This is a genomic window from uncultured Tenacibaculum sp., from assembly GCF_947504135.1.
In the GTDB taxonomy this organism is placed as follows: Bacteria; Bacteroidota; Bacteroidia; order Flavobacteriales; family Flavobacteriaceae; genus Polaribacter.
This window is the reverse complement of sequence record NZ_CANNGG010000001.1, coordinates 241786-267521: the sequence shown is the minus strand read 5'-3', so window position 1 is coordinate 267521 and position 25736 is coordinate 241786. Positions and strand designations below refer to the sequence as shown.

27 protein-coding genes are annotated in these 25736 nt (G+C 31.0%); 12 read left to right on the top strand and 15 right to left on the bottom strand.

Translation table 11 applies throughout. The features are described 5' to 3' along the window. Positions 1-235: 235 nt before the first annotated feature. Positions 236-616 (top strand): ankyrin repeat domain-containing protein, encoded by a 381-nt coding sequence (locus Q0663_RS01215; protein ID WP_299005106.1) that lies wholly within the window; start codon positions 236-238, stop codon positions 614-616. A gap of 76 nt (positions 617-692) precedes the next feature. Here the strand turns inward: Q0663_RS01215 and Q0663_RS01210 are convergent, their stop codons facing one another. Continuing rightward, on the bottom strand, positions 693-2234 hold the full coding sequence (locus Q0663_RS01210; RefSeq protein ID WP_299005104.1) for an aldehyde dehydrogenase family protein: 1542 nt from the start codon (positions 2232-2234) through the stop codon (positions 693-695). Positions 2235-2345: 111 nt separating this feature from the next. Here Q0663_RS01210 and Q0663_RS01205 point away from each other — a divergent pair, with 111 nt between their 5' ends. Further along, positions 2346-3398 carry an isoaspartyl peptidase/L-asparaginase family protein gene (locus tag Q0663_RS01205; RefSeq protein WP_299005101.1) on the top strand — a complete coding sequence of 351 codons (1053 nt, stop codon included), beginning with the start codon at positions 2346-2348 and terminating at the stop codon, positions 3396-3398. Here the strand turns inward: Q0663_RS01205 and Q0663_RS01200 are convergent. From Q0663_RS01200 to Q0663_RS01190, 3 genes are read right to left on the bottom strand one after another with little or no spacing between them, the layout of a single operon-like run. Next, positions 3395-4771: an outer membrane beta-barrel protein gene (locus tag Q0663_RS01200; RefSeq protein ID WP_299005098.1), complete on the bottom strand. Its 1377-nt coding sequence runs from the start codon at positions 4769-4771 to the stop codon at positions 3395-3397. The two genes, Q0663_RS01205 and Q0663_RS01200, sit on opposite strands and share 4 nt — an antisense overlap. Then, a complete protein-coding gene (locus Q0663_RS01195) occupies positions 4772-5272 on the bottom strand; it encodes an RNA polymerase sigma factor (RefSeq protein ID WP_367171427.1) in 501 nt (166 codons plus the stop codon). 43 nt (positions 5273-5315) lie between these two features. After that, positions 5316-5720, bottom strand: coding sequence for a hypothetical protein (locus Q0663_RS01190; protein WP_299005096.1), 405 nt, complete (start codon positions 5718-5720; stop codon positions 5316-5318). Positions 5721-5808: 88 nt separating this feature from the next. Here Q0663_RS01190 and Q0663_RS01185 point away from each other — a divergent pair, with 88 nt between their 5' ends. The 3 genes from Q0663_RS01185 to Q0663_RS01175 all read left to right on the top strand — a co-directional run bounded on the left by Q0663_RS01185 (position 5809) and on the right by Q0663_RS01175 (position 9140). Then, positions 5809-6783, top strand: a complete 975-nt coding sequence (locus tag Q0663_RS01185) for an acyl transferase (protein WP_299005094.1) — start codon at positions 5809-5811, stop codon at positions 6781-6783. Between the two features lie 129 nt (positions 6784-6912). Further along, entirely contained in the window at positions 6913-8559 is a 1647-nt protein-coding gene (locus tag Q0663_RS01180; protein ID WP_299005092.1) for a glycerol-3-phosphate dehydrogenase/oxidase, read from the top strand. 89 nt (positions 8560-8648) lie between these two features. Continuing rightward, positions 8649-9140, top strand: a complete 492-nt coding sequence (locus Q0663_RS01175; protein ID WP_299005089.1) for a hypothetical protein — start codon at positions 8649-8651, stop codon at positions 9138-9140. Positions 9141-9217: 77 nt separating this feature from the next. Here Q0663_RS01175 and Q0663_RS01170 read toward each other — a convergent pair whose 3' ends face one another. The 3 genes from Q0663_RS01170 to Q0663_RS01160 form a co-directional block, all read right to left on the bottom strand. Continuing rightward, positions 9218-10489 carry an MFS transporter gene (locus Q0663_RS01170; protein ID WP_299005086.1) on the bottom strand — a complete coding sequence of 424 codons (1272 nt, stop codon included), beginning with the start codon at positions 10487-10489 and terminating at the stop codon, positions 9218-9220. Between the two features lie 3 nt (positions 10490-10492). Further along, a complete protein-coding gene (locus tag Q0663_RS01165) occupies positions 10493-11152 on the bottom strand; it encodes a hypothetical protein (RefSeq protein WP_299005044.1) in 660 nt (219 codons plus the stop codon). Between the two features lie 314 nt (positions 11153-11466). Continuing rightward, positions 11467-12462 (bottom strand): NAD(P)H-dependent glycerol-3-phosphate dehydrogenase, encoded by a 996-nt coding sequence (locus tag Q0663_RS01160; RefSeq protein WP_299005042.1) that lies wholly within the window; start codon positions 12460-12462, stop codon positions 11467-11469. Positions 12463-12559: 97 nt separating this feature from the next. Here Q0663_RS01160 and dut point away from each other — a divergent pair, with 97 nt between their 5' ends. Then, on the top strand, positions 12560-12991 hold the full coding sequence (dut, locus tag Q0663_RS01155; protein WP_299005039.1) for a dUTP diphosphatase: 432 nt from the start codon (positions 12560-12562) through the stop codon (positions 12989-12991). A 98-nt stretch (positions 12992-13089) separates the two neighbouring features. Here the strand turns inward: dut and recA are convergent, their stop codons facing one another. Then, a complete protein-coding gene (recA, locus tag Q0663_RS01150) occupies positions 13090-14097 on the bottom strand; it encodes a recombinase RecA (RefSeq protein ID WP_299005035.1) in 1008 nt (335 codons plus the stop codon). A gap of 115 nt (positions 14098-14212) precedes the next feature. On the opposite strand from recA, the gene Q0663_RS01145 reads away from it, so the two are divergent. After that, on the top strand, positions 14213-14788 hold the full coding sequence (locus Q0663_RS01145) for a pseudouridine synthase (RefSeq protein ID WP_299005033.1): 576 nt from the start codon (positions 14213-14215) through the stop codon (positions 14786-14788). A 164-nt stretch (positions 14789-14952) separates the two neighbouring features. Here Q0663_RS01145 and Q0663_RS01140 read toward each other — a convergent pair whose 3' ends face one another. The 3 genes from Q0663_RS01140 to Q0663_RS01130 all read right to left on the bottom strand — a co-directional run bounded on the left by Q0663_RS01140 (position 14953) and on the right by Q0663_RS01130 (position 16674). Then, the gene (locus tag Q0663_RS01140; RefSeq protein WP_299005030.1) at positions 14953-15393 is read right to left on the bottom strand and encodes a GNAT family N-acetyltransferase; all 441 of its coding nucleotides are present in this window, start codon (positions 15391-15393) and stop codon (positions 14953-14955) included. Continuing rightward, on the bottom strand, positions 15393-15824 hold the full coding sequence (rpiB, locus tag Q0663_RS01135) for a ribose 5-phosphate isomerase B (protein WP_299005028.1): 432 nt from the start codon (positions 15822-15824) through the stop codon (positions 15393-15395). The genes Q0663_RS01140 and rpiB overlap by 1 nt, the downstream gene beginning before the upstream one ends. 685 nt (positions 15825-16509) lie before the next feature. Further along, positions 16510-16674, bottom strand: coding sequence for a hypothetical protein (locus Q0663_RS01130; protein WP_299005025.1), 165 nt, complete (start codon positions 16672-16674; stop codon positions 16510-16512). 393 nt (positions 16675-17067) lie between these two features. On the opposite strand from Q0663_RS01130, the gene rnr reads away from it, so the two are divergent. From rnr to Q0663_RS01115, 3 genes are all read left to right on the top strand, one after another. After that, positions 17068-19263 carry a ribonuclease R gene (gene rnr / locus Q0663_RS01125; protein WP_299005022.1) on the top strand — a complete coding sequence of 732 codons (2196 nt, stop codon included), beginning with the start codon at positions 17068-17070 and terminating at the stop codon, positions 19261-19263. Between the two features lie 91 nt (positions 19264-19354). Continuing rightward, positions 19355-20032 carry a head GIN domain-containing protein gene (locus Q0663_RS01120; protein WP_299005019.1) on the top strand — a complete coding sequence of 226 codons (678 nt, stop codon included), beginning with the start codon at positions 19355-19357 and terminating at the stop codon, positions 20030-20032. A gap of 33 nt (positions 20033-20065) precedes the next feature. Continuing rightward, positions 20066-20263: a twin-arginine translocase TatA/TatE family subunit gene (locus tag Q0663_RS01115; RefSeq protein WP_299005017.1), complete on the top strand. Its 198-nt coding sequence runs from the start codon at positions 20066-20068 to the stop codon at positions 20261-20263. A gap of 55 nt (positions 20264-20318) precedes the next feature. On the opposite strand, the gene Q0663_RS01110 is transcribed toward Q0663_RS01115, so the two are convergent. Beyond that, positions 20319-20636: a heavy metal-binding domain-containing protein gene (locus tag Q0663_RS01110; RefSeq protein WP_299005014.1), complete on the bottom strand. Its 318-nt coding sequence runs from the start codon at positions 20634-20636 to the stop codon at positions 20319-20321. A gap of 2 nt (positions 20637-20638) precedes the next feature. Next, positions 20639-21565 (bottom strand): SPFH domain-containing protein, encoded by a 927-nt coding sequence (locus Q0663_RS01105; protein WP_299005012.1) that lies wholly within the window; start codon positions 21563-21565, stop codon positions 20639-20641. Positions 21566-21694: 129 nt separating this feature from the next. Here Q0663_RS01105 and Q0663_RS01100 point away from each other — a divergent pair, with 129 nt between their 5' ends. Together Q0663_RS01100 and Q0663_RS01095 are read left to right on the top strand one after the other, a co-directional pair. After that, positions 21695-22090, top strand: a complete 396-nt coding sequence (locus Q0663_RS01100) for a DoxX family membrane protein (protein WP_299005009.1) — start codon at positions 21695-21697, stop codon at positions 22088-22090. Between the two features lie 76 nt (positions 22091-22166). Further along, positions 22167-22754: a porin family protein gene (locus tag Q0663_RS01095; RefSeq protein WP_299005006.1), complete on the top strand. Its 588-nt coding sequence runs from the start codon at positions 22167-22169 to the stop codon at positions 22752-22754. 148 nt (positions 22755-22902) lie between these two features. Here the strand turns inward: Q0663_RS01095 and Q0663_RS01090 are convergent, their stop codons facing one another. Both Q0663_RS01090 and mnmG read right to left on the bottom strand, forming a co-directional pair. Beyond that, positions 22903-23796, bottom strand: coding sequence for a class I SAM-dependent methyltransferase (locus tag Q0663_RS01090; RefSeq protein WP_299005003.1), 894 nt, complete (start codon positions 23794-23796; stop codon positions 22903-22905). Between the two features lie 62 nt (positions 23797-23858). Further along, entirely contained in the window at positions 23859-25736 is a 1878-nt protein-coding gene (gene mnmG / locus Q0663_RS01085) for a tRNA uridine-5-carboxymethylaminomethyl(34) synthesis enzyme MnmG (protein WP_299005000.1), read from the bottom strand.

Below are 25736 nucleotides of genomic sequence, written 5' to 3'. Positions count from 1 at the left end.
ACACAACAAAGTACCTATTGTAATAGTTAAAAAACACCAAATAAATATGTTGACCGCTTACTCATTAATCCCTTTAATTTATTGATTGTTAATTTATTAAAAATAATTTAAATCTATAAAGAGATTTTTAAGAGCTTATCTTAAATTATTGTTAAGTGTGTCTTTTTGGTGAAACGTTATGTTTTAATAGGCGTCTTTTAGCTGTAACCTAATCTTAAAATAAAAACGTAACATCATGAAAAAATTTGTATTAACTGCTTTAGCAATCGCCTTATCTTTTGGAACTATTACTGCTTCAACTTCTTATGAAGCTCCTGTAAAAACGATTATTGAAAACCCTAACGTAAGTACTTTTTGTAAATTAATTAGAGCTGGAAATTTTGAAGCTGTAAAAGCAATGGTTGATAATGGAACTGATATTAACAGAAAATCTGTAGGATTAACTCCTTTAATGTTTGCTGCTAGATATAACAAAGCAGATATTGTTCAATTATTAATTGATAACGGAGCTAAATTAAAAACTAAATCTGAAAGAGGATATACCGCTTTAGAGTATGCAAAAATGTCGAAAGCACACGAAGCTTATAAGGCTATTGCCGCTGCTTTAGAAAAATAAGATGACCAACTTAGTATAAAGCAAAAAGTCTCATCAAATTGATGAGACTTTTTTATGTTTTGAAAACTGTGTTTTCTTATAAATCGAATTTAATTCCTTGTGCTAAAGGCAATTCATCAGAATAGTTTACCGTGTTTGTTTGACGACGCATGTACACTTTCCAAGCATCAGATCCAGACTCACGTCCACCACCTGTTTCTTTTTCACCACCGAATGCTCCACCAATTTCAGCACCTGAAGTACCAATGTTTACATTCGCAATACCACAATCAGACCCTGCGAATGATAAGAATTTCTCAGCTTCTTTCATTTCACTTGTCATAATTGAAGAAGATAATCCTTGCGCTACTCCGTTTTGTAATTCAATAGCGTTTTCAACATCTCCTGAATACTTCATTAAGTATAAAATTGGAGCAAATGTTTCGTGTTGAACAATTTCATAATGGTTTTCTGCTTCAATAATTGCTGGTTTAACGTAACAACCACTTTCGTAACCTTCTCCTTCTAAAACGCCTCCTTCTACTAATACGTTACCTCCTTCAGCTTTTGCTTTTTCAATAGCAGCTAAATACGTATTTACAGCATCAGTATCAATTAATGGTCCAACATGATTATTTTCATCTAATGGATTTCCAATCTTAATTTGACCGTAAGCTCCAACAATCGCATCTCTTACTTTATCGTATACAGATTCGTGGATGATTAAACGACGTGTTGAAGTACAACGTTGACCACAAGTACCTACAGCACCAAATACAGCACCAGGAACTACTACTTTTAAATCAGCAGTTGGAGTAATGATAATAGCATTGTTTCCTCCTAATTCTAATAAAGATTTACCGAAACGCTCAGCAACTTTAGCACCAACAATACGACCCATTCTTGTAGAACCAGTAGCAGATACTAAAGGAATACGTGCATCTTCAGTAATGTATTCACCAACTTTATAATCTCCATTAACAATACAAGAAATTCCTTCTGGTAAATCGTTAGCTTTTAAAACCTCAGCTATAATATTTTGGCAAGCTACTGAACATAAAGGAGCTTTTTCTGAACCTTTCCATACACATACGTTACCACAAATCCAAGCTAAAGCTGTGTTCCAAGACCAAACAGCAACTGGGAAGTTAAATGCAGAGATAATACCAACTACTCCTAATGGATGCCATTGCTCTCTCATTACATGTCCTGGTCTTTCTGATGGAATTACTTGTCCGTTTAACTGACGAGATAAACCTACAGCAAAATCACAGATATCAATCATTTCTTGAACCTCACCTAAACCTTCTTGGTAAGATTTACCCATTTCGTAAGAAACTAATTTACCTAACGGTTCTTTTAATTCTCTTAATTTGTTTCCAAATTGACGAACAATTTCTCCACGTTGAGGTGCAGGCATTGCTCTCCACTCTTTAAATGCTGAAGTAGCAGCATCCATCACCTTATCATAATCTTCACGAGTACTTGCTACTACCTTACCAATTAACTTACCATCCACAGGTGAATATGATTCAATAATTTCTCCGTTTGAAAAGTTTACTGAACCTGTTGAAGTTCCGTTGTTTATATCTTTTAAGCCTAATTGAACTAAAGCTTCTTTAATACCAAAATCTGCCATGTTTTATATTGTAATTTTAGTTTTTTAAATTTAAAGCTCAAAACTACGAATAATTTTACAATTAATAAATTAAACAAAAACAACTCTGTTTGTTTAAAAATTAACAAAATCATGAAAAATATTTTCTACTGCCTTACTTTAATCTTTCTACTGTTTTCTTGTAATAAAACTAGAACAACTTCCAAAAAACAAAATGATACTCCTACAAACGAGTTTGCTATTATTATTCATGGTGGTGCTGGTACAATTCTGAAAAAAAACATGACTCCTGAAAAAGAAGCTGCTTATAAAGCCAAACTAGAAGAAGCTGTAAGAACTGGGTATGAAATTTTAAAAAATGGAGGCTCTAGTGGAGATGCTGTTGTAAAAACTATTCAGGTAATGGAAGAATCTCCCTTATTTAATGCTGGAAAAGGAGCTGTTTTTACCCATGAAGAAACTAACGAATTAGATGCTTCTTTTATGGATGGAAAAACCTTGAATGCTGGTGCTGTTGCAGGGGTAAAAGATATAAAAAGCCCTATTGAAGCGGCAAGAACTGTAATAACTAACTCTGATCATGTGATGCTTTCTGGTGCTGGTGCTTCTCAATTTGCGAAAGAACAAGGATTAGAAATTGTAGATCCAAGTTATTTTTATACCGAAAATCGTTTCAAATCTTTACAACGAATTAAAGACAAACAAAAAACGGAATTAGACCATGACGATAAAAAAGCTGCTTTTTACGATGCTGATATTAAAAACAGTAAATATGGTACAGTTGGTTGTGTTGCTTTAGATAAAGATGGAAATATTACTGCAGGAACTTCTACTGGTGGTATGACTAATAAACGTTGGGGACGAATTGGAGATTCTCCTATTATTGGTTCGGGTACCTATGCAAATAATAAAACTTGTGGTGTTTCTTCAACTGGTTGGGGCGAATATTTTATACGTACTCAAGTAGCCTATGATATTTCTGCACAAATGGAATATCAACAAAAAACATTGAAAGAGGCTACCAAAGATGTTATTCAAAATAAATTAACCAAACTTGGTGGTACAGGTGGTGTCGTAGCTCTTGATAAAAACGGAAACATGTCTTTTGAATTTAACACTGCTGGAATGTACAGAGCTTCAATGAATGATAAAGGTGATTTGGTTGTTAAAATTTATGCAGATTAAAACTGATAACTTAAACCTGTATAAACTCCTATAAAATAAGGTTGAAACCCATTTGAATCATTTTTAAATGTATTTAATTGGGTTTTTAACATTGGATTAATATTTAAAGACCATTTATTACCTAGTTGATAATTTAAATCAATTCCTAAGTTTCCACTAAAATTAATTGAGTTTAAGTTATTGGCCTCGCCAGAAGTAGAAAAATTCGTGGTATTAAGAGTTACATCATTTTTATTTAAAAACAATGAACTAAAACCAACTACTAATTCTGTTTTAAGCTTTTTCCCTTCTAAGAAATTGTATTTTATTTGTATTGGAACCTCAACATATCCATATTTTTGATTTAACTCTCCATCAAGGCTTCCTCTACTTATGGAAATGGAATTAGAACTAAAACTTTCTTGAGATACATCATTTAACGCATAATTTTCACCTGAGCTGAAAACTACATTTGCACTACTTGATGTTACAGGATTAACAGCTACATTGGTGTTAGAATACCCCATTTCTTGTAAATGAATTCCCGATTGAAGTGTCCATTTTTTATTTAATTGATATGCTACTTGAACCCCATAAGAATAGCTTGTATTTCCTTTTGTTGAATTTGATAAACTTGCATCTATTGGAGATGATTCAGAAAATGAATTAGAGTTTAAAACTGCTACTGTAGGTGAAACAGACCAAGACTTCGTTTTGGACTTTTCTTTGGTTTCTTCTGCTGATTTCTCATCAACAAAGGCTAAAAAATCTTTTTTAGGAGGAATTTTTTGTTTTACACTATCATTTTTTTTGTTTGATTCTTCTTGAGCATTTTCAGTAATAACTGGCAAGCTATTTTCAAGCTTGCCAGTATTTTCTTCTTTCACAACATGGTTTTTAGAGAATAAAGACCCTTCAACAACTCCATTCTCTATGTTGCTATCTTTTTCTTGTAGCTCATTTTTACTAATCTTCACAACATGATTAGCGACTAAAACTTCATTCGTATGAAGTTTTTCTTTCAATACTTTTTTCTTTTTCGTTTCTTCTTTTACTATACGTGTTTCTTCTAAATTTTCTTTTATTGGTTCAGTTAATAAAATATCTTTTAGTTCTTCTTTTTTATTTTCTTCAGGTGTTGATGATTCTGATTCAACAATTACTGGGTTTATTTTTTCTAAATTCTCTTGTTTATCAATATAAGGATACAATAAAAGTCCTAAAACTAATATGGCTGCAACTCCGCCAGAAAACCACCAAATAGGAAGCAAACGATTCTTTTTCTTCTTTTTTAACTTACTTTCAATTCCGTTCCACACACTATCGTTCGGAGTTACCTCCAAATCTTTAAGTCCTTCTTGAAAAAGTCTATCGATGTTTTTATCTTCCATCATTTATGCCTTTTGCGCTGTTGCTTGATACACTTCTAACTCTTTTTTTAATAATTGTCGTGCTCTTGATAAATTAGATTTGGACGTTCCTTCTGTAATATTCAGTAACGACGCTATTTCTTTATGCGAATAATTGTCTAAAACATACAAGTTAAAAACCAAACGATACCTATCTGGTAAATTTTGAATTAAACTTAACAATACATCAACATTTACACTTTCTGCTTCTAACACAACTTCTTCTTCTAATTCCTCATTAATTCCTTCCGACACTAATTGTAAAGGTGATTTCTCTCTATACTTTTGTAAAGCTGTATTTATGGTTATTCGCTTCATCCATCCTTCAAAAGAACCTTCATTATTATATTGAGGTATCTTTTTAAAAATGGTTAAGAAACTGTCTTGCAGTGTATCTTCTGCATCTTGATAATTTCGAGAATACTTTAAACAAAGCGCAAAAAGTTTACCAGAAAATAACTGATAAACTTGAGCTTGAGCTGTTATATTTTGACGACAGCATTCTTGTATGAGTTTCTCTAAATTGATGTTACAAATTTACTGGAATTACCACTTCTTCATATACATCTTCTCCTTCTTCATTTTTACCTTTCCAAAACTTAAAAACATAATCTTCCTCTTGTGTTGCCTCAACAGGAAAAGCATATTCTTCTTGTCTTGTTTCTTGAGTACAAGCAACATCAAGAGCTACTATTGCTGTACCAGCTACAATTCTAGTTGTATCCACTTTTTGATAATACAATCCATTAAAAGCATAACAACTATTAGGTAGTGTATACTTAATTTTTATGGTATCTACCTCCCCGAAGGTAAAACTCTCTGGAGTCTCTGCACTATCAACCTTTAAAAACTCATATCTAAAATTCGGTCCGTCATCATCCAAACAAGAATAAAACGTAAACACACTCAAAAAAAGAATCAAAATTTTTTTCATTATCTATATTTTAAATTTATTGATTTACCTACTAGATGAAAAAAAATTAAAAAGGTTGCGTGGAATACTTGTATTTTTGTGAAAGTTTATGAAAAGTACCGTTTTTAACATACAATCTACTGAAGATTTCACGAATACAGCACTACAGGTTTTTAAGCATCAATTTGCTAATAACAAAGTATATCGCTCTTTTTGTGATTTAATCTATGTTCATCCTTCTGATGTACATACTGTAGAGCAAATTCCGTTTTTACCTATTCAGTTTTTTAAAACTCGAGAAGTACTTTCATCTGCTGATGAAATTCAAGAAACTTTTACCAGTTCGGGAACAACAGGAAGTACAACTAGTAAACATTTAGTTACCGATTTATCATGGTACGAAACCAGCTATCTAAAAGGTTTTGAACATTTTTACGGAAATATCGAAGATTATGTGGTACTAGCTTTGTTGCCGAATTATTTAGAACGAAAGGGTTCTTCTTTAATTTATATGGTTGATGATTTAATCAAGCGTTCTCAACATACTGAAAGCGGATTCTACCTCAACAATCTTGATGAGTTAGCTCAAAAGCTTAAGTTTCTGGATACTCAAGGAAAAAAAGTACTTTTAATTGGTGTTTCATTTGCTTTGTTAGATTTAATTGAGCAATATGAATTCAACCTTTCTAATACTATTATTATGGAAACTGGTGGTATGAAAGGAAGAAGAAAAGAGCTTATTCGCAGCGAGTTACACACAATTTTAAGTAACGGATTTGGAGTACAAAATATTCATTCTGAATATGGAATGACAGAATTGTTAAGTCAAGGATATTCAAAAGGAAATGGTATTTTTAACTGTCCGCCTTGGATGCAAATTTTAACTCGTGATACTGAAGATGCTTTGACTATTTTGCCAAAGGGAAAATCTGGCGGAATTAATGTAATCGATTTAGCAAACTACAATTCTTGTTCTTTTATTGCTACACAAGATTTAGGAAAAGTATACCAAGACAATAGTTTTGAAATTATCGGACGTTTTGATAATTCTGATATTAGAGGTTGTAATCTAATGGTTTTATAATTTTTGTCAATTCTACTGATTTCACGATTAAAATGAGTAAAATTTATATCAAAAATTAAAAAAATCAACCCTTTTTTTATTCTCTTTCAGTTCATTTTATTCTTACTTTTGGTAGATAAAAAAACATCTATGAACAATTTTTCTTTTTTTAACCGAGCTAATATTCAGCAAGAATTACAAACAACTGAGTTCGATATTTTAGTAATTGGTGGCGGAATAACTGGAGCGGGTATTGCTTTAGATGCAGCTTCACGCGGTATGAAAGTTGCCCTTATTGAAAAAAATGATTTCGCTTCTGGTACTTCTAGTAAATCAACCAAACTTATCCATGGTGGATTGCGATACCTTAAACAATTCGATTTTTGGTTGGTAAAAGAAGTAGGTACCGAGCGTGCCATTGTTCATAAATTGGCACCTCATTTGGTAATTCCTGAAAAGATGATTTTACCACTTATTGAAGGCGGAACCTACGGTTCGTGGTTAACCTCTATCGGATTAAAAGTTTACGATGTGTTGGCTTCTGTTGAAGGCGATGATAAACGTAAAATGCTTACCAAAAATGAAGCGTTAGAAAAAGAGCCTTTGTTGCCAGAAAGTATTTTAAACGGAGCAGGTTTTTATGCTGAATATCGTACCGATGATGCGCGCTTAACTATAGAAGTGTTAAAAACAGCCAGTCAATACGATGCTCAAATATTAAATTATACGCATGCAGATGAATTTATTTATGAAAAGAATCGTGTAGTAGGCGCTAAAGTAACTGATGTTTTTACCAAAGAAAGCTACGATATCAAGGCGAAATATGTAGTAAATGCTGCAGGACCTTGGGTAGATGAATTGCGTCAAATAAATAACTCCAAAATTGGAAAACGTTTACACTTAACAAAAGGAGTGCATTTGGTGGTTCCGCATGAAAAATTACCTGTAAAGCAATCCGTTTATTTTGATATTCCTGATGGTCGTATGATGTTTGCTATTCCTCGTGGAAAAGTAACCTATTTCGGAACTACCGATACCAATTATCAACAAGACAAAGATTCAGTAGAAACCTCAATGGTAGATGCTTTGTATTTAATTGAAGCGGTTAACAATATGTTTCCTGATATTCATTTAACAATAGATGATATTCAATCTTCATGGGCAGGATTACGCCCCTTAATTCATGAAGAAGGAAAATCAGCTTCAGAATTATCTCGTAAGGATGAAATTTTTGTGTCTGACACCAAGTTAATCTCTATTGCAGGAGGTAAATTAACTGGATATCGAAAAATGTCAGAACGTATTGTAGATATCGTTGCTAAAAAAATAAAACGCCGTTTTGAGGTAGATTTCGACCCTATTCAAACTGAAGAAATTGTATTAGCTGGTGGACCATTTCAAAACTACAAATCGGTTAAATTATATAGCAATCAAATTTATAAACGTATAAAACCGTTTGGTTTTACTGAAAAAGATGCTAATTATTTAGTGCATAACTACGGAAAACAAACCGAACTTATTTTAGATAAATTTGATGAGTTAGAGGAAAAAAACCTTGAAAGACGCTTATTACAAGCTGAAATTTGGTTTACTACAAAACACGAAATGACTTGTACACCTACCGACTTTTTTATGAGAAGAACAGGTCGCTTGTTTTTTGATAAACCTAGTGTTGATATCCATAAAAACTTTGTAGTACAAGAGTTTGCCAAACGTTTTAATTGGGATAATGATACAACTTTATTGTACGAAAAAGAGTTGGAAGAAAAGATAAACTTAACAGTAAAATTTAACTAGTTTCTTGCCTTATAAATTATCTTAGAATTATATATTTGGCGCTCCATAACCCCTACCAAAAAAAGGTTAGTACAATTATTTTAAATAGCATGAAACAAGTTGTAGTCGTATTCTTTTTATTAACCAGTTTTATAGTAAAAAGCCAAACCAATGTTATTTCTAGTTCTGATTTTAACAATATTAAAATCAATAATATCACTTTAGGTGATTTAAAAAAAACCCTTGGAAAACAAGCCAAGATAGAATCGCTACTTGGTGCTTCTAATTCTTATGAAGATAATGGGTTTTACTATTACTATAAATTCAATGGGTTAAAAATTGATTTTTCTACTTCTGGAAGAAAACCTTTCATAGAATCGTTTGATGTTTTAAGTAACGAAGCTAATTTTACAATAAAAGGCGTTACAGTAACAGTTGGAGACCCTATTAGTAAATTAGGTAGTGTTGACCTAAGTACTGGTAGAAATGGTGATAAAAGTGTTTTATACGCCGAATGTGATAGTTGTGATGTTTTTATCAACATCGACTTTGATCAAACAACAAAAAAGATTACAAAAATCAACTATTTTGATATGTCTTAATTAATTTATTGATAGTTGAAACAATCATACTAAAAAACCCCTGGAATTAAGTTTCAGGGGTTTTTAATTATATATGATTACTCCTCTATTTTTTCATGCGCTTCCAAATCTTTAGTCAGGTCTAATTTTCGAAGTGTTGGATTTAAAATTCCCGTTGTTACAACCGTAATTAAAGTCATGGTTCCACCGAAAACAACCGCAGTTACCGTTCCCATTAACTTTGCTGTTACACCACTTTCAAAAGCACCTAATTCGTTAGAAGACCCAACAAACATAGAGTTTACCGAGGCTACTCTACCACGCATGTGATCAGGTGTTTTTAATTGTAAAATGGTTTGACGAATAACCATTGAAACTCCATCGGTAACTCCACTAAAAAACAGTGCTACGATTGAAATCCAGAAAATAGAAGATAATCCAAAAACTATAATACAAACTCCAAAACCAAAAATAGCTGCTAAGAGCTTCATTCCAGCGTTTCTACTGATAGGTATATAAGCAGTTACTAACATCGTTAAAAACGCTCCTACAGCAGGTGCAGCACGTAAAAGCCCAAACCCTTCAGGACCTACTTTTAAAATATCTTGTGCGTATACAGGTAACAAGGCTACAGCTCCACCAAATAATACCGAAATCATATCTAACGTAATGGCTCCTAAAATCGCCTTTGTTTTATACACAAAACGCACTCCTTCTTTTAAACTTTTCATGACAGGTTCGCCAATCTTCGGGTTTAAAATTGGTTTCTTTTTGATAAAGAACACTGTTAAAAATGATACAGAAACCAGTCCGAAAACAATGCATAACGACCAATGTACCCCAATCCAAGAAATGGTTAAACCTGCAAAAGCGGGACCTAATACCGAAGCTATTTGCCACGTAGAACTACTCCATGTTGCTGCATTTGGGTATAATTTTTTAGGAACGATTAAGGCGATTAGTGAAAAAATCGTTGGTCCGAAAAACGAGCGTAACAATCCGCCAAAAAACACTAACGCATAGATAGCATAAAGAATAGTGTTTTGCTCCCATCCTTCAATAAAACTTGGTAGTGTTAAAAAGAATAAGCCTAAACTTATGAGAGAAAACAACCCGATACATAAAGCAAGTAAGTTTCGTTTCTCTTTTTGATCAACAATATGCCCTGCAAAAAGAGCCATAGATACAGCAGGAATTACTTCCATTAGCCCAATAATACCTAATGATAACGGGTTTTTTGTGATACTATACACTTGCCACTCGATAATGATAAATTGCATAGACCAAGCAAATACTAAAGCAAAACGGACTAAAAGAAAAATATTAAACTCCTTGATTCTAAGAGAGGCGTAGGGATCTTTTTTCTGCATGGATTAATTCAATTTCAAATCCATTAAAATGGCAAATGTTTCATTTACATCGCGTTCTTTTACCACGATGGTCATTTCATGAGTAGTAGATATTACCTCTTGTACAGCAATATTTGCCCAAGCAAATTGCTTTAAAATAAAGTAATAAATTCCTGATTGATCTAAATTATTTTTTGGTAATTTAATAGTTATAGATGCTAAATCGTTTACATTGTTAATTAATGTTTCCTTCTTAAAAATTTCTTCAACATAAGGTTGTAAATTTTTACTGGTAACAATGTTTGTTTCAAAAATTCCTTGAGAAACTGTTAAAAAGTAATCGTTACTATCTGCTGATTTACTTAAAATTTTAGCAATTTCTTTCAATAATGAGGGAGTATTTTTAAATGTAAAATCGCAAAGATCAGAACGAACAATTACATCACCTAAATTTAAGGCTAGTCGTTTAATATTTTTACGAATTCTCAATTCATTTGCTGGAGATAGCCTATTTATTGCCATCATAACTGCACCTACTTTTACTTCTTTTTTTAAAAGCTTTGATACTTCAGGTAAGATTTCTCTTGCCAATGAAGATACGTTAATTAACTTTTCATTTAAAGCCTCTTCTATAAAAGGCGTTTTTCTGATGGTAATTTCAACAGCTTCTTGAATTGTTTTCATCTGTTTAATTTTAATTATTCCTTAGGGTCAGATGTAATTCGCTAATAACTATCTCAATGGTTATTAAGATTTGTTATAGCTCATTTCATAATTGTTTGTTTTTAAACTAAAAGTAATAAAATATAATAATCAGTAATTTTATACTATTACTTATTTTTCATCAAAAAATTAACAAAAATATTTACTAATCAGATTTTTAAATTAAATTTGTTATTATTTTTCTATACAAAACCTACAAACAACTCAATTATAGAAGTGATTGATGGGGCTTCTTAATTCATTTTAAGAAGGATTATTTGTACAAATGCAAACAACTAATCTAATCTATTTGTTAACTTTAAAAACTCATCTTTCGCTTCTTTTTTGTCATACAAGACATTATATACAGCGTTTATAATTGGAGTTTTTGCACCGTTATTTTGATTAATTTCGTAAGCACTTTTAGTGGCATAATATCCTTCTGCAACCATACTCATTTCTAACATCGCAGATTTTACCGTATAGCCTTTACCTATCATATTTCCAAACATTCTATTTCTACTAAATGTAGAATATCCAGTAACTAATAAATCACCTAGGTATGCTGAATTATTAATATTACGCTTCATTTTATGAATCTTTTTAATAAAGCGTTTCATTTCTCTAATACCATTACTCATTAATACCGCTTGAAAATTATCTCCATAGCCTAAACCATGAGCAATTCCTGCAGCTATAGCATAAATATTTTTTAACATCGCTGCATATTCAGTACCAATAATATCATCAGAAATTTTAGTTTTAATATAACGTCCTGAAATAGCTTCACTAAGTTTTTTTGCTTTTTCTTCATCTTGACAAGCAAGTGTTAAATACGATAAGCGTTCCATTGCTACTTCTTCTGCATGACATGGTCCAGATATTACCCCAATATTTTCATATGGTATATTGTATTTTTCATGAAAATGTTCACCAACAATTAATCCTGATTCTGGTACAATTCCTTTAATGGCTGAAAAAATAACTTTATTCTCTAAAGAAGCAGTAAGTTTTTCCAATTCTCCGTTTAAAAAAGCAGAAGGAACGGCAAAAATTAACACATCATAATTTTCTACAATGTAATTTATATTTTCAGACAAATCTAACTGTTCAGGATGTAACTCTGCAGAACTTAAATAACTAGGATTATGTTTGTTACGTTTAATATGTTCAATAGCATATATGCTGCGCATATACCAACCAATAGTTTCTAAGTTTTCAGATAACATTTTAACAATAGCTGTTGCCCAACTTCCACCTCCTAAAACGGCTATTTTAGTTTGATTGTTCATAAGTAGTATTTGTTTGTAGTACAAAATTAAGAAATCTATAATCGACTCTCTAAACTTAAAGGTTATATATTTGAATTTTAAAAACTATATGAAACATATGAACGTACAAATCATAAACAAATCCAAACATCAAACACCAGCTTATGAAACCGAGGGATCTGCAGGAATGGATTTACGTGCAAATATAGATGCTGCTATTATTTTAAAACCTTTAGAGAGAGCGATTATTAAAACAGGTTTATTTATTGCGCTTCCTGTTGGGTATGAAGCTCAAGTTCGTCCACGTAGTGGACTCGCAGCCAAAAAAGGGATTACCGTATTAAATTCTCCTGGTACAGTTGATGCTGATTATCGTGGTGAAATTGGAGTGATTTTAGTAAACTTATCTAACGAAGATTTTGTAGTAAACGATGGTGAGCGAATTGCGCAATTAGTTATTGCAAAACACGAACGTGTAAACTGGCAAGAAGTAGAAGTTTTAAACGAAACTGAACGTGGTGCTGGTGGTTTTGGTAGTACAGGAGTTTAAAATATTTTTTGCTATTTAAAATTTTTGAAATAAAAAGCTGTTCTTTAACAAGAACAGCTTTTTAAATAGTAATAGTTTGAACTTTGAATTTAAATTACTTATTCCTGATTTTCAATAGCATCTTTAATTTTATTTTCTAGCTCTTCCATTAATTCAGGATTGTCTTTAATAACACCTTTAACAGCATCTCTACCCTGACCTAATTTTGTGTCTCCGTAACTAAACCAAGAACCACTTTTCTTTATAATTCCGTATTCTACACCAATATCTAAAACTTCACCAACTTTAGATATTCCTGCTCCATACATAATATCAAATTCTGCTTGTTGGAATGGTGGAGCTACTTTATTCTTTACAATCTTAACTTTAGTACTGTTACCAATTACTTTATCACCATCTTTAATTTGTGTTCTACGACGAATATCTAAACGAACAGATGCATAGAATTTTAAAGCATTACCTCCTGTTGTAGTTTCTGGGTTACCAAACATAACTCCAATCTTTTCACGTAACTGGTTAATAAATATAACTGTACAGTTTGTTTTACTAATAGTACCTGTTAATTTACGCAAGGCTTGTGACATTAAACGTGCATGAAGTCCCATTTTAGAGTCACCCATTTCACCTTCAATCTCAGATTTTGGTGTTAATGCTGCAACCGAATCAATTACTACAATATCAATGGCTCCAGAACGAATTAAGTTATCAGCAATCTCTAAAGCTTGCTCACCATGGTCCGGTTGAGAAATAATTAAGTTATCAACATCTACACCTAAACTTTCAGCATAAAAACGATCAAAAGCATGTTCTGCATCAATAAAAGCAGCAATACCTCCTGCTTTTTGAGCTTCTGCAATTGCATGTATTGTTAAAGTTGTTTTACCTGATGATTCTGGTCCGTAAATTTCTATAATTCTTCCACGAGGGTATCCTCCTACTCCTAAGGCTAAATCTAATCCTAAAGAACCTGACGATATTGCATCTACATCTTCTACTTGGCTATCTCCTAACTTCATTACGGTTCCTTTACCGTAAGTTTTATCTAACTTATCTAGTGTAAGTTGAAGCGCTTTTAATTTCGCTTCTTTTTCTTTATCTGCTGCCATAAATCGTGCTAATTATTTTAAATAATAAGAACGGCTAAGTTATGAAAAACTAGCTTTAATATCCTATCTTTTTATGTTACATTTTGTAATATTGTGCTTCTTAAAAAAAGAAAAGATGTCAAACCATCGTCACTTCATGATTTACAAACCTTATGGTTTTTTATCACAATTTATTACTAATCAAAAAAAGGGAGGAAAACATAAATTATTGGGTGAATTGTATAATTTTCCCGAAAAAACAATGGCTGTTGGTAGATTAGATGTAAAGTCGGAAGGTTTATTGTTATTAACAACAGATGGAAAAGTAAGTGATTTTATTACTACCAGAGGTGGAGTTGAAAAGGAATACTATGCTCAAGTAGATGGAGCAATTACTTCTGATGCTGTTGAACAGTTAAAAAATGGTGTTGAAATTGGTTTTGATGGAAAAAAATACCAAACCAAACCTTGTGAAGTTAGGTTGATTGACACACCAGATTTACCAGAACGTTCTAAAAAAATACGTGATGCTCGTCATGGTCCTACTCCTTGGATATCAGTTACCTTAACAGAAGGAAAATTTAGACAAGTACGTAAAATGACCTCAGCTGTTGGTTTTCCTACACTTCGTTTAGTGCGTGTTCGCGTAGGTGATATTTTATTAGGAAATATGCAAGTTGGTGAGGTTAAAGAGGTTGGAGAGTTACTGTAACTTAAGTTACTTTTTAAAAAATATTATTGTTGTAATTTTATCACTATGAACAATAATTCAAACACATTTATATACATCATAGCAGGAATTATTATACTGCATTTTTTAGTAGGTTTTGGATATCTACTTTATAAAATGAATAAGAAAGAGAAAGATAACTAAATTTACTTCCTCACCATTCTTATATGCGGAATTCCATCTTCTAAATAACCTTCACCTACTTGTTTAAATCCGTGAGATTCGTAGAATTTTTGTAAATAGGTTTGTGCAGAAATGGTAATGGTAGTTTCATTGTAGTTATCAACAATAGCTTTTATAGAAGCTTTCATTAAATCATGACCATAACCATATTTACGTTCATTTTCCTTAACTACTACCCTACCAATACTAGGCGTATCAAAATATTCACCATTGTTAAATAATCGTGTATATCCAACTATTTTTCCTTCTTTAACTCCTATAACGTGTAAAGCGTTTTGATCTTTACCATCAATATCTTGATAGACACAATCTTGTTCAACAACAAAAACTTCAGAACGTAATTGCAAAAGCTCATACAGTTCTGAAGTTGTTAATTCTTGAAATTTTTTTACTGTGATAATCATTAACAGCAAGCTATTTTCTCTACTCTATTAGCGTGACGTCCACCTTCAAATTCAGTAGATAAAAATATTTTTACAAAACCTAAAGCCTGTTGTAACGATACAAAACGAGCTGGAATCGTTAAAATGTTTGCATCGTTGTGCTGACGTGTTAATTCTACCAATTCATTATTCCAACATAAAGCGGCACGAACTCCCTGGTGCTTGTTAGCAGTCATTTGTGCTCCATTACCACTTCCACATAAAATAATTCCCATTTCAGCTTGTCCTGTCTCCACAGCTTCAGCAGCTGGATGAATTGTATCTGGGTAATCCATACTATCGGTTTCATTTGTACCAAAGTTGATTACTTTGTGTCCTAATTCTTCTAAAAGTTTAACAATTTCAAACTTATATTCTGTACCTGCATGGTCATTTCCTACAGCGATTGTCATAATTTGTTGATTTTAATTCAGTTGTGAATTACAAAAATACAGTTATTCACGGTTATCAACAGTAATTAACAATGCTTTTTTTAGCATTCTTAATAACCTCTTTAAAATTAAAGAGTTAAACTATATTATCTAATTGTTAAGAACTAATAAAATATTCTAAAAAGAAAATTTGATTTTCTAGATATTTTTTACAATACAAGAACAAGAATTAATTATGCAACTTTTTTTTTAAGATTTTAATGAACATTTATCAACATTAAATTAACCCTTTTTTTACATTCAAAAGAAAATTAACTATTCAATATTTTTAGTGAATTACTGTTTATAACTTTTGTTTATAACTCTATTTTATAGTTGATTTTTAAAGTTTTATTTAACTAATAACTTGTTTATTTATTTTAATAAGTCACTTCACCAAAAATAAAATCCACTTTTTATGCTACATATTAACACACTATAATAACAATCATTTCTTTTTTTAAATTTTTAAAATCTCTTTTATTAATTATATAATATGTTAATAACAGTTTTTTTGAAGTTTTGAGTTTTATAAATTCTTCTACTAATCATTTACTGAGTTTAAAAAACTAGTGTAACCTCTTTGTCTTGTTTTAGGGCAAATTGCAAAAAATAAGACGTAAATACTACGTTTGTTGAAAAGTGATAATAAGTGAGTTAAAAAGGCTTATACGGCTCTCTTAGAAGCTTTGATAAGGTAAATAGTATCTTTAGTTACTACTTCTGAAGGAGTTTTTTTGTTTAAAGTCGTATTTATACTCACTACAGTAACGATAATTCCTGTAATGAATATGAAAATAAACAGCGCTATTATTTTTCGTAAGTTTTTCATTTATAACGACTTTCTTACTATAAAGACGTATGAATTTAAGAAACGTTACAATTTTATTATGTTTTTTTTAACTTTTTAAGGAATAACTATTTGATTAGCACTTTTTAGAATACTAGCTTTAACCTCACCTCTACCTATTAACCCACCATTTATTTGAATATAAGGAAGTTAATTATTTTTTTAGGAGTTATTAACAATGAGTTAGCCAAATGAATTTTACTTTTTTATGCTGAAGAATTTTTCCATTGTATAATTTATTTGACAAAAAGAAAAATTATCTACATTAATAAAACTAAGATAGAAAAAAATGAAATCAATTTATAACAGTTATTTAAATTACTAGCATTAATATTATTCGTACTTTGGTTGAAAATTTAATAAGACGAAAGATTAATGACTAGAAAGAAAAAAATCTACAAAAAAAAGGGTAAAGTTATCAAAGATCTTACCCGTAACATTTTCAAAATACTTAACGAAGACAGTAATAAATATTACAATTACAAACAGATTGCCTCTAAATTAAAGGTTTCTGATACTGATGGCAAAAATCAAATTATTAAAAAATTAGCAGAACTAACAGCTAACAAGAAAATTAAAGAAGTTGATAGAGGTAAATATCAAATAAATGAAGACCGTAAATACCATGTTGGTACTTTAGATGCTACTTCTAATGGCAATGCTTATTTTATTTGTGATGATTTTGAACACGATATTTTTGTACCTTCAGTAAACTTAGGTAAAGGCTTACATAACGATACTGTAAAAGCCTATGTGTATAAAAAACGTAGAAGTAATAAACTAGAAGCCGATGTTGTAGAAATTATTGAGAGAGCAAAAACCGAATTTGTTGGTGTATTACAAATGAATAAAAATTTCGGATTTGTTATACCAGATAGCACTAAAATGTATGCAGACATTTTTATTTCTCAAAGTAAATTAAATGGAGCAAAAGATGGTGATAAGGTTGTTGCTACAATGACTGATTGGCCAGAGAATTCTAAAAATCCGTTTGGAAAAATTACTCAAGTTTTAGGAAGACCAGGAGATCACGATACAGAAATCCATTCTATTTTATTAGAATATGGTTTACCGTATGAATTTCCTACTGAAGTAGAGAAAGAAGCATCTGAATTACCTATTGAAATTACTAAGGAGGAAATAGCTAAGCGTAGAGATATGCGAGGAGATTTAACATTTACCATAGATCCTAAAGATGCTAAAGATTTTGACGATGCTTTATCATTTACAAAACTTGAAAATGGTAATTATGAAATAGGTATTCATATTGCTGATGTTTCTCATTATTTACAACCAAAAACTGTTTTAGATGATGAAGCTTATGATCGTGCTACATCAGTATATTTAGTTGATAGAGTGGTACCAATGCTACCTGAAATGTTAAGTAACGGAGTTTGTTCATTACGACCAAATGAAGAAAAATTAACTTTTTCAGCAGTTTTTGAAATGAATGAGAAAGCACAAGTTATTAACCAATGGTTTGGAAGAACTGTTACTTATTCTGATAAACGCTTTGCTTATGAAGAAGCACAAGCTATCATTGAGAATAAAAATAATACAATTCCTGCTGATGTTTCTTTAACTGGAGAAGCATATGAAGTTGATGAAACTATTGTTGAAGCTACATTAAAACTCGATGAACTAGCTAAAAAAATGCGTAAAAAGCGTATGAAATCAGGAGCTATTTCTTTTGATAGAGTTGAAGTTAAATTTCATTTAGATGAAAATGCTAACCCTACAGGAGTTTTCTTTAAAGAAGCTAAAGACGCTAATAAACTAATTGAAGAATTTATGTTATTAGCAAACAAAAAAGTAGCTGAATTTATAGGGCTTTCTGCAGGGAGACCAAGTAAGAAAACATTTGTATATCGTGTACACGATGAACCAGATGTAGAAAAACTAGCATCATTACAGAACATTGTTAGCAAATTTGGATATAAAATCAATACAGAAACACGCCAAAAAACATCGGATAGTTTAAATAAATTATTATCAGACGTTCATGGTAAAGGAGAAGCTAATATGGTAGAAACCTTAGCTATTCGTTCAATGAGTAAAGCTGAATACACTACACAAAATATAGGTCACTACGGTTTAGCTTTTGATTATTACAGCCACTTTACTTCACCAATTCGTCGTTATCCTGATGTGATGACACATCGTTTATTACAACACTATTTAGATGGCGGAAACTCACCAAAAGCCGAAATTTATGAAGAAAAGTGTAAACATTCTTCAAAAATGGAAGAATTAGCTTCAAAAGCTGAAAGAGATTCCATTAAATATATGCAGGTTAAATACATGCAAGATCATAAAGATCAAGAATTTGAAGGAGTGATTTCAGGTGTTACTGAATGGGGAATTTATGTTGAAATTAAATCCAATAAATGTGAAGGTATGGTACGTATTAAAGACATTAAGGATGATTATTATATCTTTGACGAAAAACAATATGCTGTGGTTGGTCAGTCGACTAAGAACATCATTCAATTAGGAGATGAAGTTGTTGTAAAAGTAAAGCATACCGATTTAGAGCGTAAACACCTTGATTTCAATTTGATTTCACACTAATTTGTACAGTTTTAAACAATAAAAATTAAGATTTACCTTTATAGTATTGGTATAATTATTGGTTATACTCAATTAACTAATGGAATTTATTATGAAGAATTTAGTATTTATGAGTTTGTTTTTGATGACTATTACAGCGTCGGCTCAAACAACCATGACAAAAGAATTAGGTAGCTTTTATCAAGTAAAAGTGTACAATGGTATCGATTTAGAATTAGTTAGATCTAACGAATCTAAAATTGTAGTTACTGGTGAAAAAACTGATAAAGTAAAGATTAAAGTAGAAGGATATACGTTAAAAGTACTATTAAAATTTCCTGAAACTACAGCAGATGGTAAGGTGAAAGCTACCTTGTATTATAAAGAAGATATTGATGTAATTGATGCAAATGAAGGTGCGACCATTACTGGTAAAGATATTAATCAACAAAAAATTGAAATTAAAGCTCAAGAAGGCGCTTTTATTAACCTTGTAATTAAGGTTAAGCATTTAAAAGTAAAAACCTCTTCAGGGGCTGTTATTAAGCTATCAGGAACTACAAAGAACCAAAACGTTGACGCAGATTTAGGTGGTATGTATCACGGATATAAACTAGCTGTAGAAGAAATGACTATCGTTAAAGCGGGTTCAGGATCCAAAGTAGAAGTACAAGCTGGTGAAACTTTAGATGCAAAAGTATCATTTGGAGGTTCTATTTTTTATAAAGGAAAACCAGAAGTTTTTAGAGATAAAAAAGTAATTGGTGGTGTAATTGAACACAGAGGTTAATTTTGTATCTTTGTAGCGCAAAATTTAATAAAAATGAATTTACTTACTATATTTTTAGGAATGATCGGACCATGGCAAATAGCTATCGTCGTTGCATTAGTATTATTATTATTCGGAGGTAGAAAAATTCCTGAATTAATGAGAGGTTTAGGAACAGGTATCAAAGAATTTAAAGATGCTACTAAAAATGAAGATGAAAATACTACCGATAAAGGAGAAGACAAGAAATAAATATATATTTTATCAATAAAAAAACCGAAACATATTGTTTCGGTTTTATTTTTAATTAAAATTTTACCGCTGTCCCAGAAGCTGTAACCATTAGCATACCTCCATTGGCGCCAACGGTTTCATAATCTAAGTCGATTCCTATAACTGCATCAGCTCCCAATCTTAGAGCTCTCTCTTCCATCTCTTTTAAAGCTATTTCTTTAGCTTCTCTTAGAACTTTTTCATAAGAACCAGACCTGCCTCCTACTATATCTCTAATACCGGCAAAGAAGTCCTTAAAAATGTTTGCACCTATAATTGTTTCACCAGTAACAATGCCTAGATATTCCTTAGCTGGCTTATTTTCTATTGAAGGTGTAGTTGATAGTATCATAATTATTCTTTGTCTTTATTTTCTTGTGCTTTTTTCATTGCCTCACCTATTTGATTACTAGCGGTAAAACTAGCCACCATATCATTTAACATATTACTTCCTACTTGTGGTGAATTAGGTAATAAAATTAAGTTACTATTTGTTTCTTCCCCTAATGATTGTAAAGTATCATAATGTTGTGTTACTACAATTAAAGCAGAGGCTTCTTGACTATTAATACCTACACGGTTTAAAACCTCTACAGATTCTTCTAAACCTCGAGCAATTTCACGGCGTTGATCCGCAATACCTTGCCCTTGTAAACGCTTACTTTCTGCTTCAGCTTTTGCTTTTTCAACAATTAAAATACGTTGTGCATCTCCTTCATACTGCGCTGCTGTTTTTTCTCTATCAGCTGCATTAATACGGTTCATAGCAGCCTTTACTTGTGCGTCAGGATCAATATCGGTAACTAAGGTTTTAATGATGTCATATCCGTAATCAGACATTGCATCGTTTAATTCAGATTTTACTGCAATAGCAATATCATCTTTCTTTACAAATACGTCATCTAAGCGCATTTTAGGAACTTCTGCACGAACAACATCAAAAACATACGAAGTAATTTGTTCGTGTGGATAATCTAGCTTATAAAAAGCATCATATACCTTATCTTTTATTACTTTGTATTGAACAGATACTTTCAATTTTACAAATACATCATCTTTTGTTTTGGTTTCTACAATAACATCTAATTGTTGAATTTTTAAACTTAATTTACCAGCAATTCTATCAACAATAGGAATTTTTAATTGTAAACCTGAATGTCGAATACTTTGAAAACGACCAAATCGTTCAATAATAGCTGCTGTTTGTTGCTTAACAATAAAGAATAATGATAAAAATACTAGAATCCCGATAACAATAACCGGATACATATAAATTGACATAGTTTTTAATTTTTAAATGTTAGTAATTTTTAATAAAGATACTATTTAATAGTAGATAATTATTAGACGAATTTTATTTGAATTGTTACAATTCTTATTTAAAATTTATATTTGTAAAAAATCAATTATATGGAACTTATACAACAAAGCATAACAGAAATTTTAATTCTACTTTTTTTAATTGTTACTTTCTTACAATCGGGAATAGATAAGGTAACAGATTGGAAAGGAAATTTATCTTTTATTAGAGGACACTTTAAAGATTCTCCTTTAAAAAATTCGGTACCTTTTTTACTTGCTGTAATTTTAGTGATGGAATTATTAGCTGGTGCATTAATGTTTATTGGTATATTTCATTTGGCTACAACAGGTAATAATGATTATGCTTTGCTTGGTGTTCAATTATCAGCTTTAACGCTAATTTTTTTATTAATAGGACAACGTTTAGCAAAAGATTACGCAGGTGCCATGAGTTTAGCGGTATATTTTATTATTACTATTATTGGTTGTTTTATGTTAACATAAATAATGTAAAGATTTAACACTAAGTAATAAAATAGCCCTTATATTCGTTATACCTTAAATTACAAATTAATAAATTATGAAAATTAAACTATTATTAGTAGCATTGGTATTTGCAGCAACTTCACAAGCTCAAAATTTTGGTATTAAAGGAGGTTTAAATTTATCAAACCTTACAAATTTTGAAAAGTCTTTTGAAGAAGAAGTAGAATCAGAAAGTATTAGAACTTCTTTTCATATTGGTTTATATAATGAATTTAAAATTACTGATGCATTTAGTATTCAACCAGAAATTTTATATTCATCACAAGGGGTAAAAAACAAAGCAAATGGTATTGAAGGTAAAGTCCAGTTAGATTATATTAATATACCAGTATTAGCTAAAGTTTATTTAGGAGAATCTTTCTTTGTTGAAGCAGGACCTCAAATTGGTTTCTTAATTAATGATGAAATTCAAGTAGGATCGCTTAATTTTTCAAACAACGAAGATCTTTTTAATACTGTTGATTATTCTTTTGACTTAGGTTTAGGATTTAAGTTAGCTGAAAACGTAGCTTTAAATGCAAGATATGGTTTTGGACTTAATGGTGTTTTTAACACTTCACAAGAAAGAGATCACAATCCTAAGAACAGTGTTTTTGCTGTATCTGTATTATTTGGATTATAATAAAATATTTTTATATAATTTATTTTTAATATAAATTATAATAATAGTAAACCTCTTAGATTATTTGATTTAAGAGGTTTTTTATTTTTTTACTACTGTTGGTACATTTTTACAATAAAAATGGCTTAAAAAAGCTGTAAATAATTTTTTACTTGTTTTTTAGGATATAAATCAAAGAAGAATACTCTCCGTTACTTTTTGCTTTTAAATTTGATTGTAAACCAACAAAAAATGCCTTAATAGGTTGTGATTTTTTTGTTTTGTATTTTTCTGATAGAAGTGAAACATAATACGAATCGAATTTCATTGGAAGTATTTTTTCAACATTCATATCAACTATAGAAAATAGTTTTGAAATAGCTGTTTTTGAAAAATGCCACAAATGTCTTGGAACATCATAAGCAGCCCAAAACTCTTTATAATGTTTTGCATCAAAGCTTTTATGATTAGGAACAGCAATAATTAATACTCCGTTAGGCTTTAACAATTTTTTTAACTGTTCAATATATTCAACTAAATTAGGAATATGTTCTAAAACATGCCAAAGCGTAATTACATCAAATTGGTTATTCTCAACTTGAGTTAAATTTTCGTGTAAAATTATATGTTTACTTTCAGCAAATTCTCGAGCTTTATCTGATGGTTCAACACCAGTAATTTTCCAACCACCATTTTCACATACTTTTAAAAAATCACCAGTACCCGCTCCTACATCTAAAATTAATTTATCTTCTGTGTTAAAAGAGTTAATTAATTTTAGTTTCTTTTTTAAAGTATAGTTTTTTACAAACTGATATGTTTTATCAAAAAGAGATGTTTTACTATCTGTATGTGAAATATAATCTTCACTAGCATAATATTTATCTAAATTATTAGGTACAGGCGAAGTTACTAACATATCGTATTCTTCATTTTTCATTACCTCATAACTTTCTTTAGATACTGTATGATCGATACAATTTAAAAAAGGTTTTAAGTCTTTATATAACTTTTTTTCTGTAATCAAATTAATATGATGTATTGAGTGTTCCTTGTGGAACATTAGTTGTTAATCGAACAATTATACATAAAAAAATAAAACGTTCCACATGGAACGTTTTATTTTTATCTACCCATATATACAAGTAATACAGAAATGTCACTTGGTGATACTCCACTTATTCTACTTGCTTGTGATATTGAAGTAGGTTGTATTTTAGATAACTTTTCTCTAGCTTCATATGATAAAGATTTCACTTTACTATAATCAAAAGTAGCGGGAATAGGCACGTTTTCTAATCTATTTAGTTTGTCTGCATTATTCTTTTCTTTTTCGATATAACCAGAGTATTTTAAGTGGATTTCAACTTGCTCTATAATTTCATTATCAATTTCGTTTTCCTGAATATAATTTTCAAGCTTATCAATAGATCTAAAATCAGAAAACGTTAATTGAGGTCTAGCAGCAATTTTATACAATTTCATAGATTGATTAATTGTTGCTAAATTTTTCTCTTCTAGAATAGGGTTGATATCCTCTTTTGTTACACTCAATCCTTTAATATAATCAATTAAATTTTGAGTCTTATTTTTCTTCTCTTCTACTCTATCCATTCTTTCTTGAGAAGCTAATCCTAATTTATACGATTTTTCTGTTAAGCGTAAATCTGCATTATCTTGTCGTAAAAGAGTTCTATATTCTGCACGAGAAGTAAACATACGATAAGGCTCTTCGGTTCCTTTTGTGATTAAATCATCAATTAAAACACCTATATACGCTTCGCTTCTTTTTAAAATAAAAGGTTCTTTTTCTTGAACTTTTAAAGCAGCATTTACACCAGCCATTAAACCTTGAGCAGCTGCTTCTTCATAACCTGTTGTACCATTAATTTGACCAGCAAAAAATAAGTTATCAATTAACTTAGTTTCTAAGTTGTGTTTTAATTGTGTTGGTGGAAAATAATCGTACTCAATTGCATAACCGTATCTAAAGAATTTTACGTTTTCAAATCCAGGAATAGAACGAATGGCTTTGTCTTGAATGTCTTCAGGAAGTGATGTCGAGAATCCATTTACATAAATTTCAACAGTGTTCCACCCTTCTGGTTCAACAAAAATTTGATGACGTTCTTTCTCTGCAAAACGATTGATTTTATCTTCTACAGATGGACAATAACGTGGTCCTGTAGATTTAATTCTACCATTAAACATAGGTGAACGATCGAATCCTTCACGAAGTAAATCGTGTACTTCAGGATTGGTATAGGTTAAATAACAAGAACGTTGTTTAGTTAATGGTTTTGTAACCGGTAAATACGAGAATTTTTCTGGGTTTTCATCTCCTGGTTGTTCAGTCATTTTAGAATAATCTAAAGAGCGTCCATCTACACGAGGAGGCGTTCCTGTTTTCATTCTACCAGCTTCAAATCCTTTTACAACTAAATCTTCAGTAATACCTGTTGAAGCTCCTTCTCCTGCTCTACCACCACCAAACGTTTTTTCACCAATATGAATCAATCCGTTTAAAAAAGTACCTGCTGTAACAATTACTGTTTTGGCTTTTATTTCTAAACCTAAGGCAGTTTTTACTCCTGTAATTTTATCGCCATCAAATAATAATCCATTAACAGAATCTTGATAAAAATCTAGGTTTTCAGTTTGTTCTAACATGGTTCTCCAGCACTCTGCGAATTGCATTCTGTCCGATTGAGCTCTCGGACTCCACATAGCTGGCCCTTTAGATTTATTTAGCATCTTAAATTGAATAGCTGTCTTATCAGTTACAATAGCACTGTAACCACCAAGTGCATCAATCTCTCGCACTATTTGCCCTTTTGCAATTCCACCCATAGCAGGATTACAACTCATTTGAGCAATGTTTTGTAAGTTCATTGTAATTAACAAAGTGTGTGCTCCCATGTTTGCACTTGCCGCAGCTGCTTCGCTACCAGCATGTCCACCTCCTACTACAATTACATCGTATGTTGTATTAAATAAACCCAT

Bases quoted from the DNA above. Each gene is read 5' to 3' on its own strand.
- Q0663_RS01215 (WP_299005106.1), top strand. From the start codon at position 236: ATGAAAAAATTTGTATTAACTGCTTTAGCAATCGCCTTATCTTTTGGA.
- Q0663_RS01210 (WP_299005104.1), bottom strand. From the start codon at position 2,234: ATGGCAGATTTTGGTATTAAAGAAGCTTTAGTTCAATTAGGCTTAAAA.
- Q0663_RS01205 (WP_299005101.1), top strand. From the start codon at position 2,346: ATGAAAAATATTTTCTACTGCCTTACTTTAATCTTTCTACTGTTTTCT.
- Q0663_RS01200 (WP_299005098.1), bottom strand. From the start codon at position 4,771: ATGATGGAAGATAAAAACATCGATAGACTTTTTCAAGAAGGACTTAAA.
- Q0663_RS01190 (WP_299005096.1), bottom strand. From the start codon at position 5,720: ATGAAAAAAATTTTGATTCTTTTTTTGAGTGTGTTTACGTTTTATTCT.
- Q0663_RS01185 (WP_299005094.1), top strand. From the start codon at position 5,809: ATGAAAAGTACCGTTTTTAACATACAATCTACTGAAGATTTCACGAAT.
- Q0663_RS01180 (WP_299005092.1), top strand. From the start codon at position 6,913: ATGAACAATTTTTCTTTTTTTAACCGAGCTAATATTCAGCAAGAATTA.
- Q0663_RS01175 (WP_299005089.1), top strand. From the start codon at position 8,649: ATGAAACAAGTTGTAGTCGTATTCTTTTTATTAACCAGTTTTATAGTA.
- Q0663_RS01170 (WP_299005086.1), bottom strand. From the start codon at position 10,489: ATGCAGAAAAAAGATCCCTACGCCTCTCTTAGAATCAAGGAGTTTAAT.
- Q0663_RS01165 (WP_299005044.1), bottom strand. From the start codon at position 11,152: ATGAAAACAATTCAAGAAGCTGTTGAAATTACCATCAGAAAAACGCCT.
- Q0663_RS01160 (WP_299005042.1), bottom strand. From the start codon at position 12,462: ATGAACAATCAAACTAAAATAGCCGTTTTAGGAGGTGGAAGTTGGGCA.
- dut (WP_299005039.1), top strand. From the start codon at position 12,560: ATGAACGTACAAATCATAAACAAATCCAAACATCAAACACCAGCTTAT.
- recA (WP_299005035.1), bottom strand. From the start codon at position 14,097: ATGGCAGCAGATAAAGAAAAAGAAGCGAAATTAAAAGCGCTTCAACTT.
- Q0663_RS01145 (WP_299005033.1), top strand. From the start codon at position 14,213: ATGTCAAACCATCGTCACTTCATGATTTACAAACCTTATGGTTTTTTA.
- Q0663_RS01140 (WP_299005030.1), bottom strand. From the start codon at position 15,393: ATGATTATCACAGTAAAAAAATTTCAAGAATTAACAACTTCAGAACTG.
- rpiB (WP_299005028.1), bottom strand. From the start codon at position 15,824: ATGACAATCGCTGTAGGAAATGACCATGCAGGTACAGAATATAAGTTT.
- Q0663_RS01130 (WP_299005025.1), bottom strand. From the start codon at position 16,674: ATGAAAAACTTACGAAAAATAATAGCGCTGTTTATTTTCATATTCATT.
- rnr (WP_299005022.1), top strand. From the start codon at position 17,068: ATGACTAGAAAGAAAAAAATCTACAAAAAAAAGGGTAAAGTTATCAAA.
- Q0663_RS01120 (WP_299005019.1), top strand. From the start codon at position 19,355: ATGAAGAATTTAGTATTTATGAGTTTGTTTTTGATGACTATTACAGCG.
- Q0663_RS01115 (WP_299005017.1), top strand. From the start codon at position 20,066: ATGAATTTACTTACTATATTTTTAGGAATGATCGGACCATGGCAAATA.
- Q0663_RS01110 (WP_299005014.1), bottom strand. From the start codon at position 20,636: ATGATACTATCAACTACACCTTCAATAGAAAATAAGCCAGCTAAGGAA.
- Q0663_RS01105 (WP_299005012.1), bottom strand. From the start codon at position 21,565: ATGTCAATTTATATGTATCCGGTTATTGTTATCGGGATTCTAGTATTT.
- Q0663_RS01100 (WP_299005009.1), top strand. From the start codon at position 21,695: ATGGAACTTATACAACAAAGCATAACAGAAATTTTAATTCTACTTTTT.
- Q0663_RS01095 (WP_299005006.1), top strand. From the start codon at position 22,167: ATGAAAATTAAACTATTATTAGTAGCATTGGTATTTGCAGCAACTTCA.
- Q0663_RS01090 (WP_299005003.1), bottom strand. From the start codon at position 23,796: ATGTTCCACAAGGAACACTCAATACATCATATTAATTTGATTACAGAA.
- mnmG (WP_299005000.1), bottom strand. From the start codon at position 25,736: ATGGGTTTATTTAATACAACATACGATGTAATTGTAGTAGGAGGTGGA.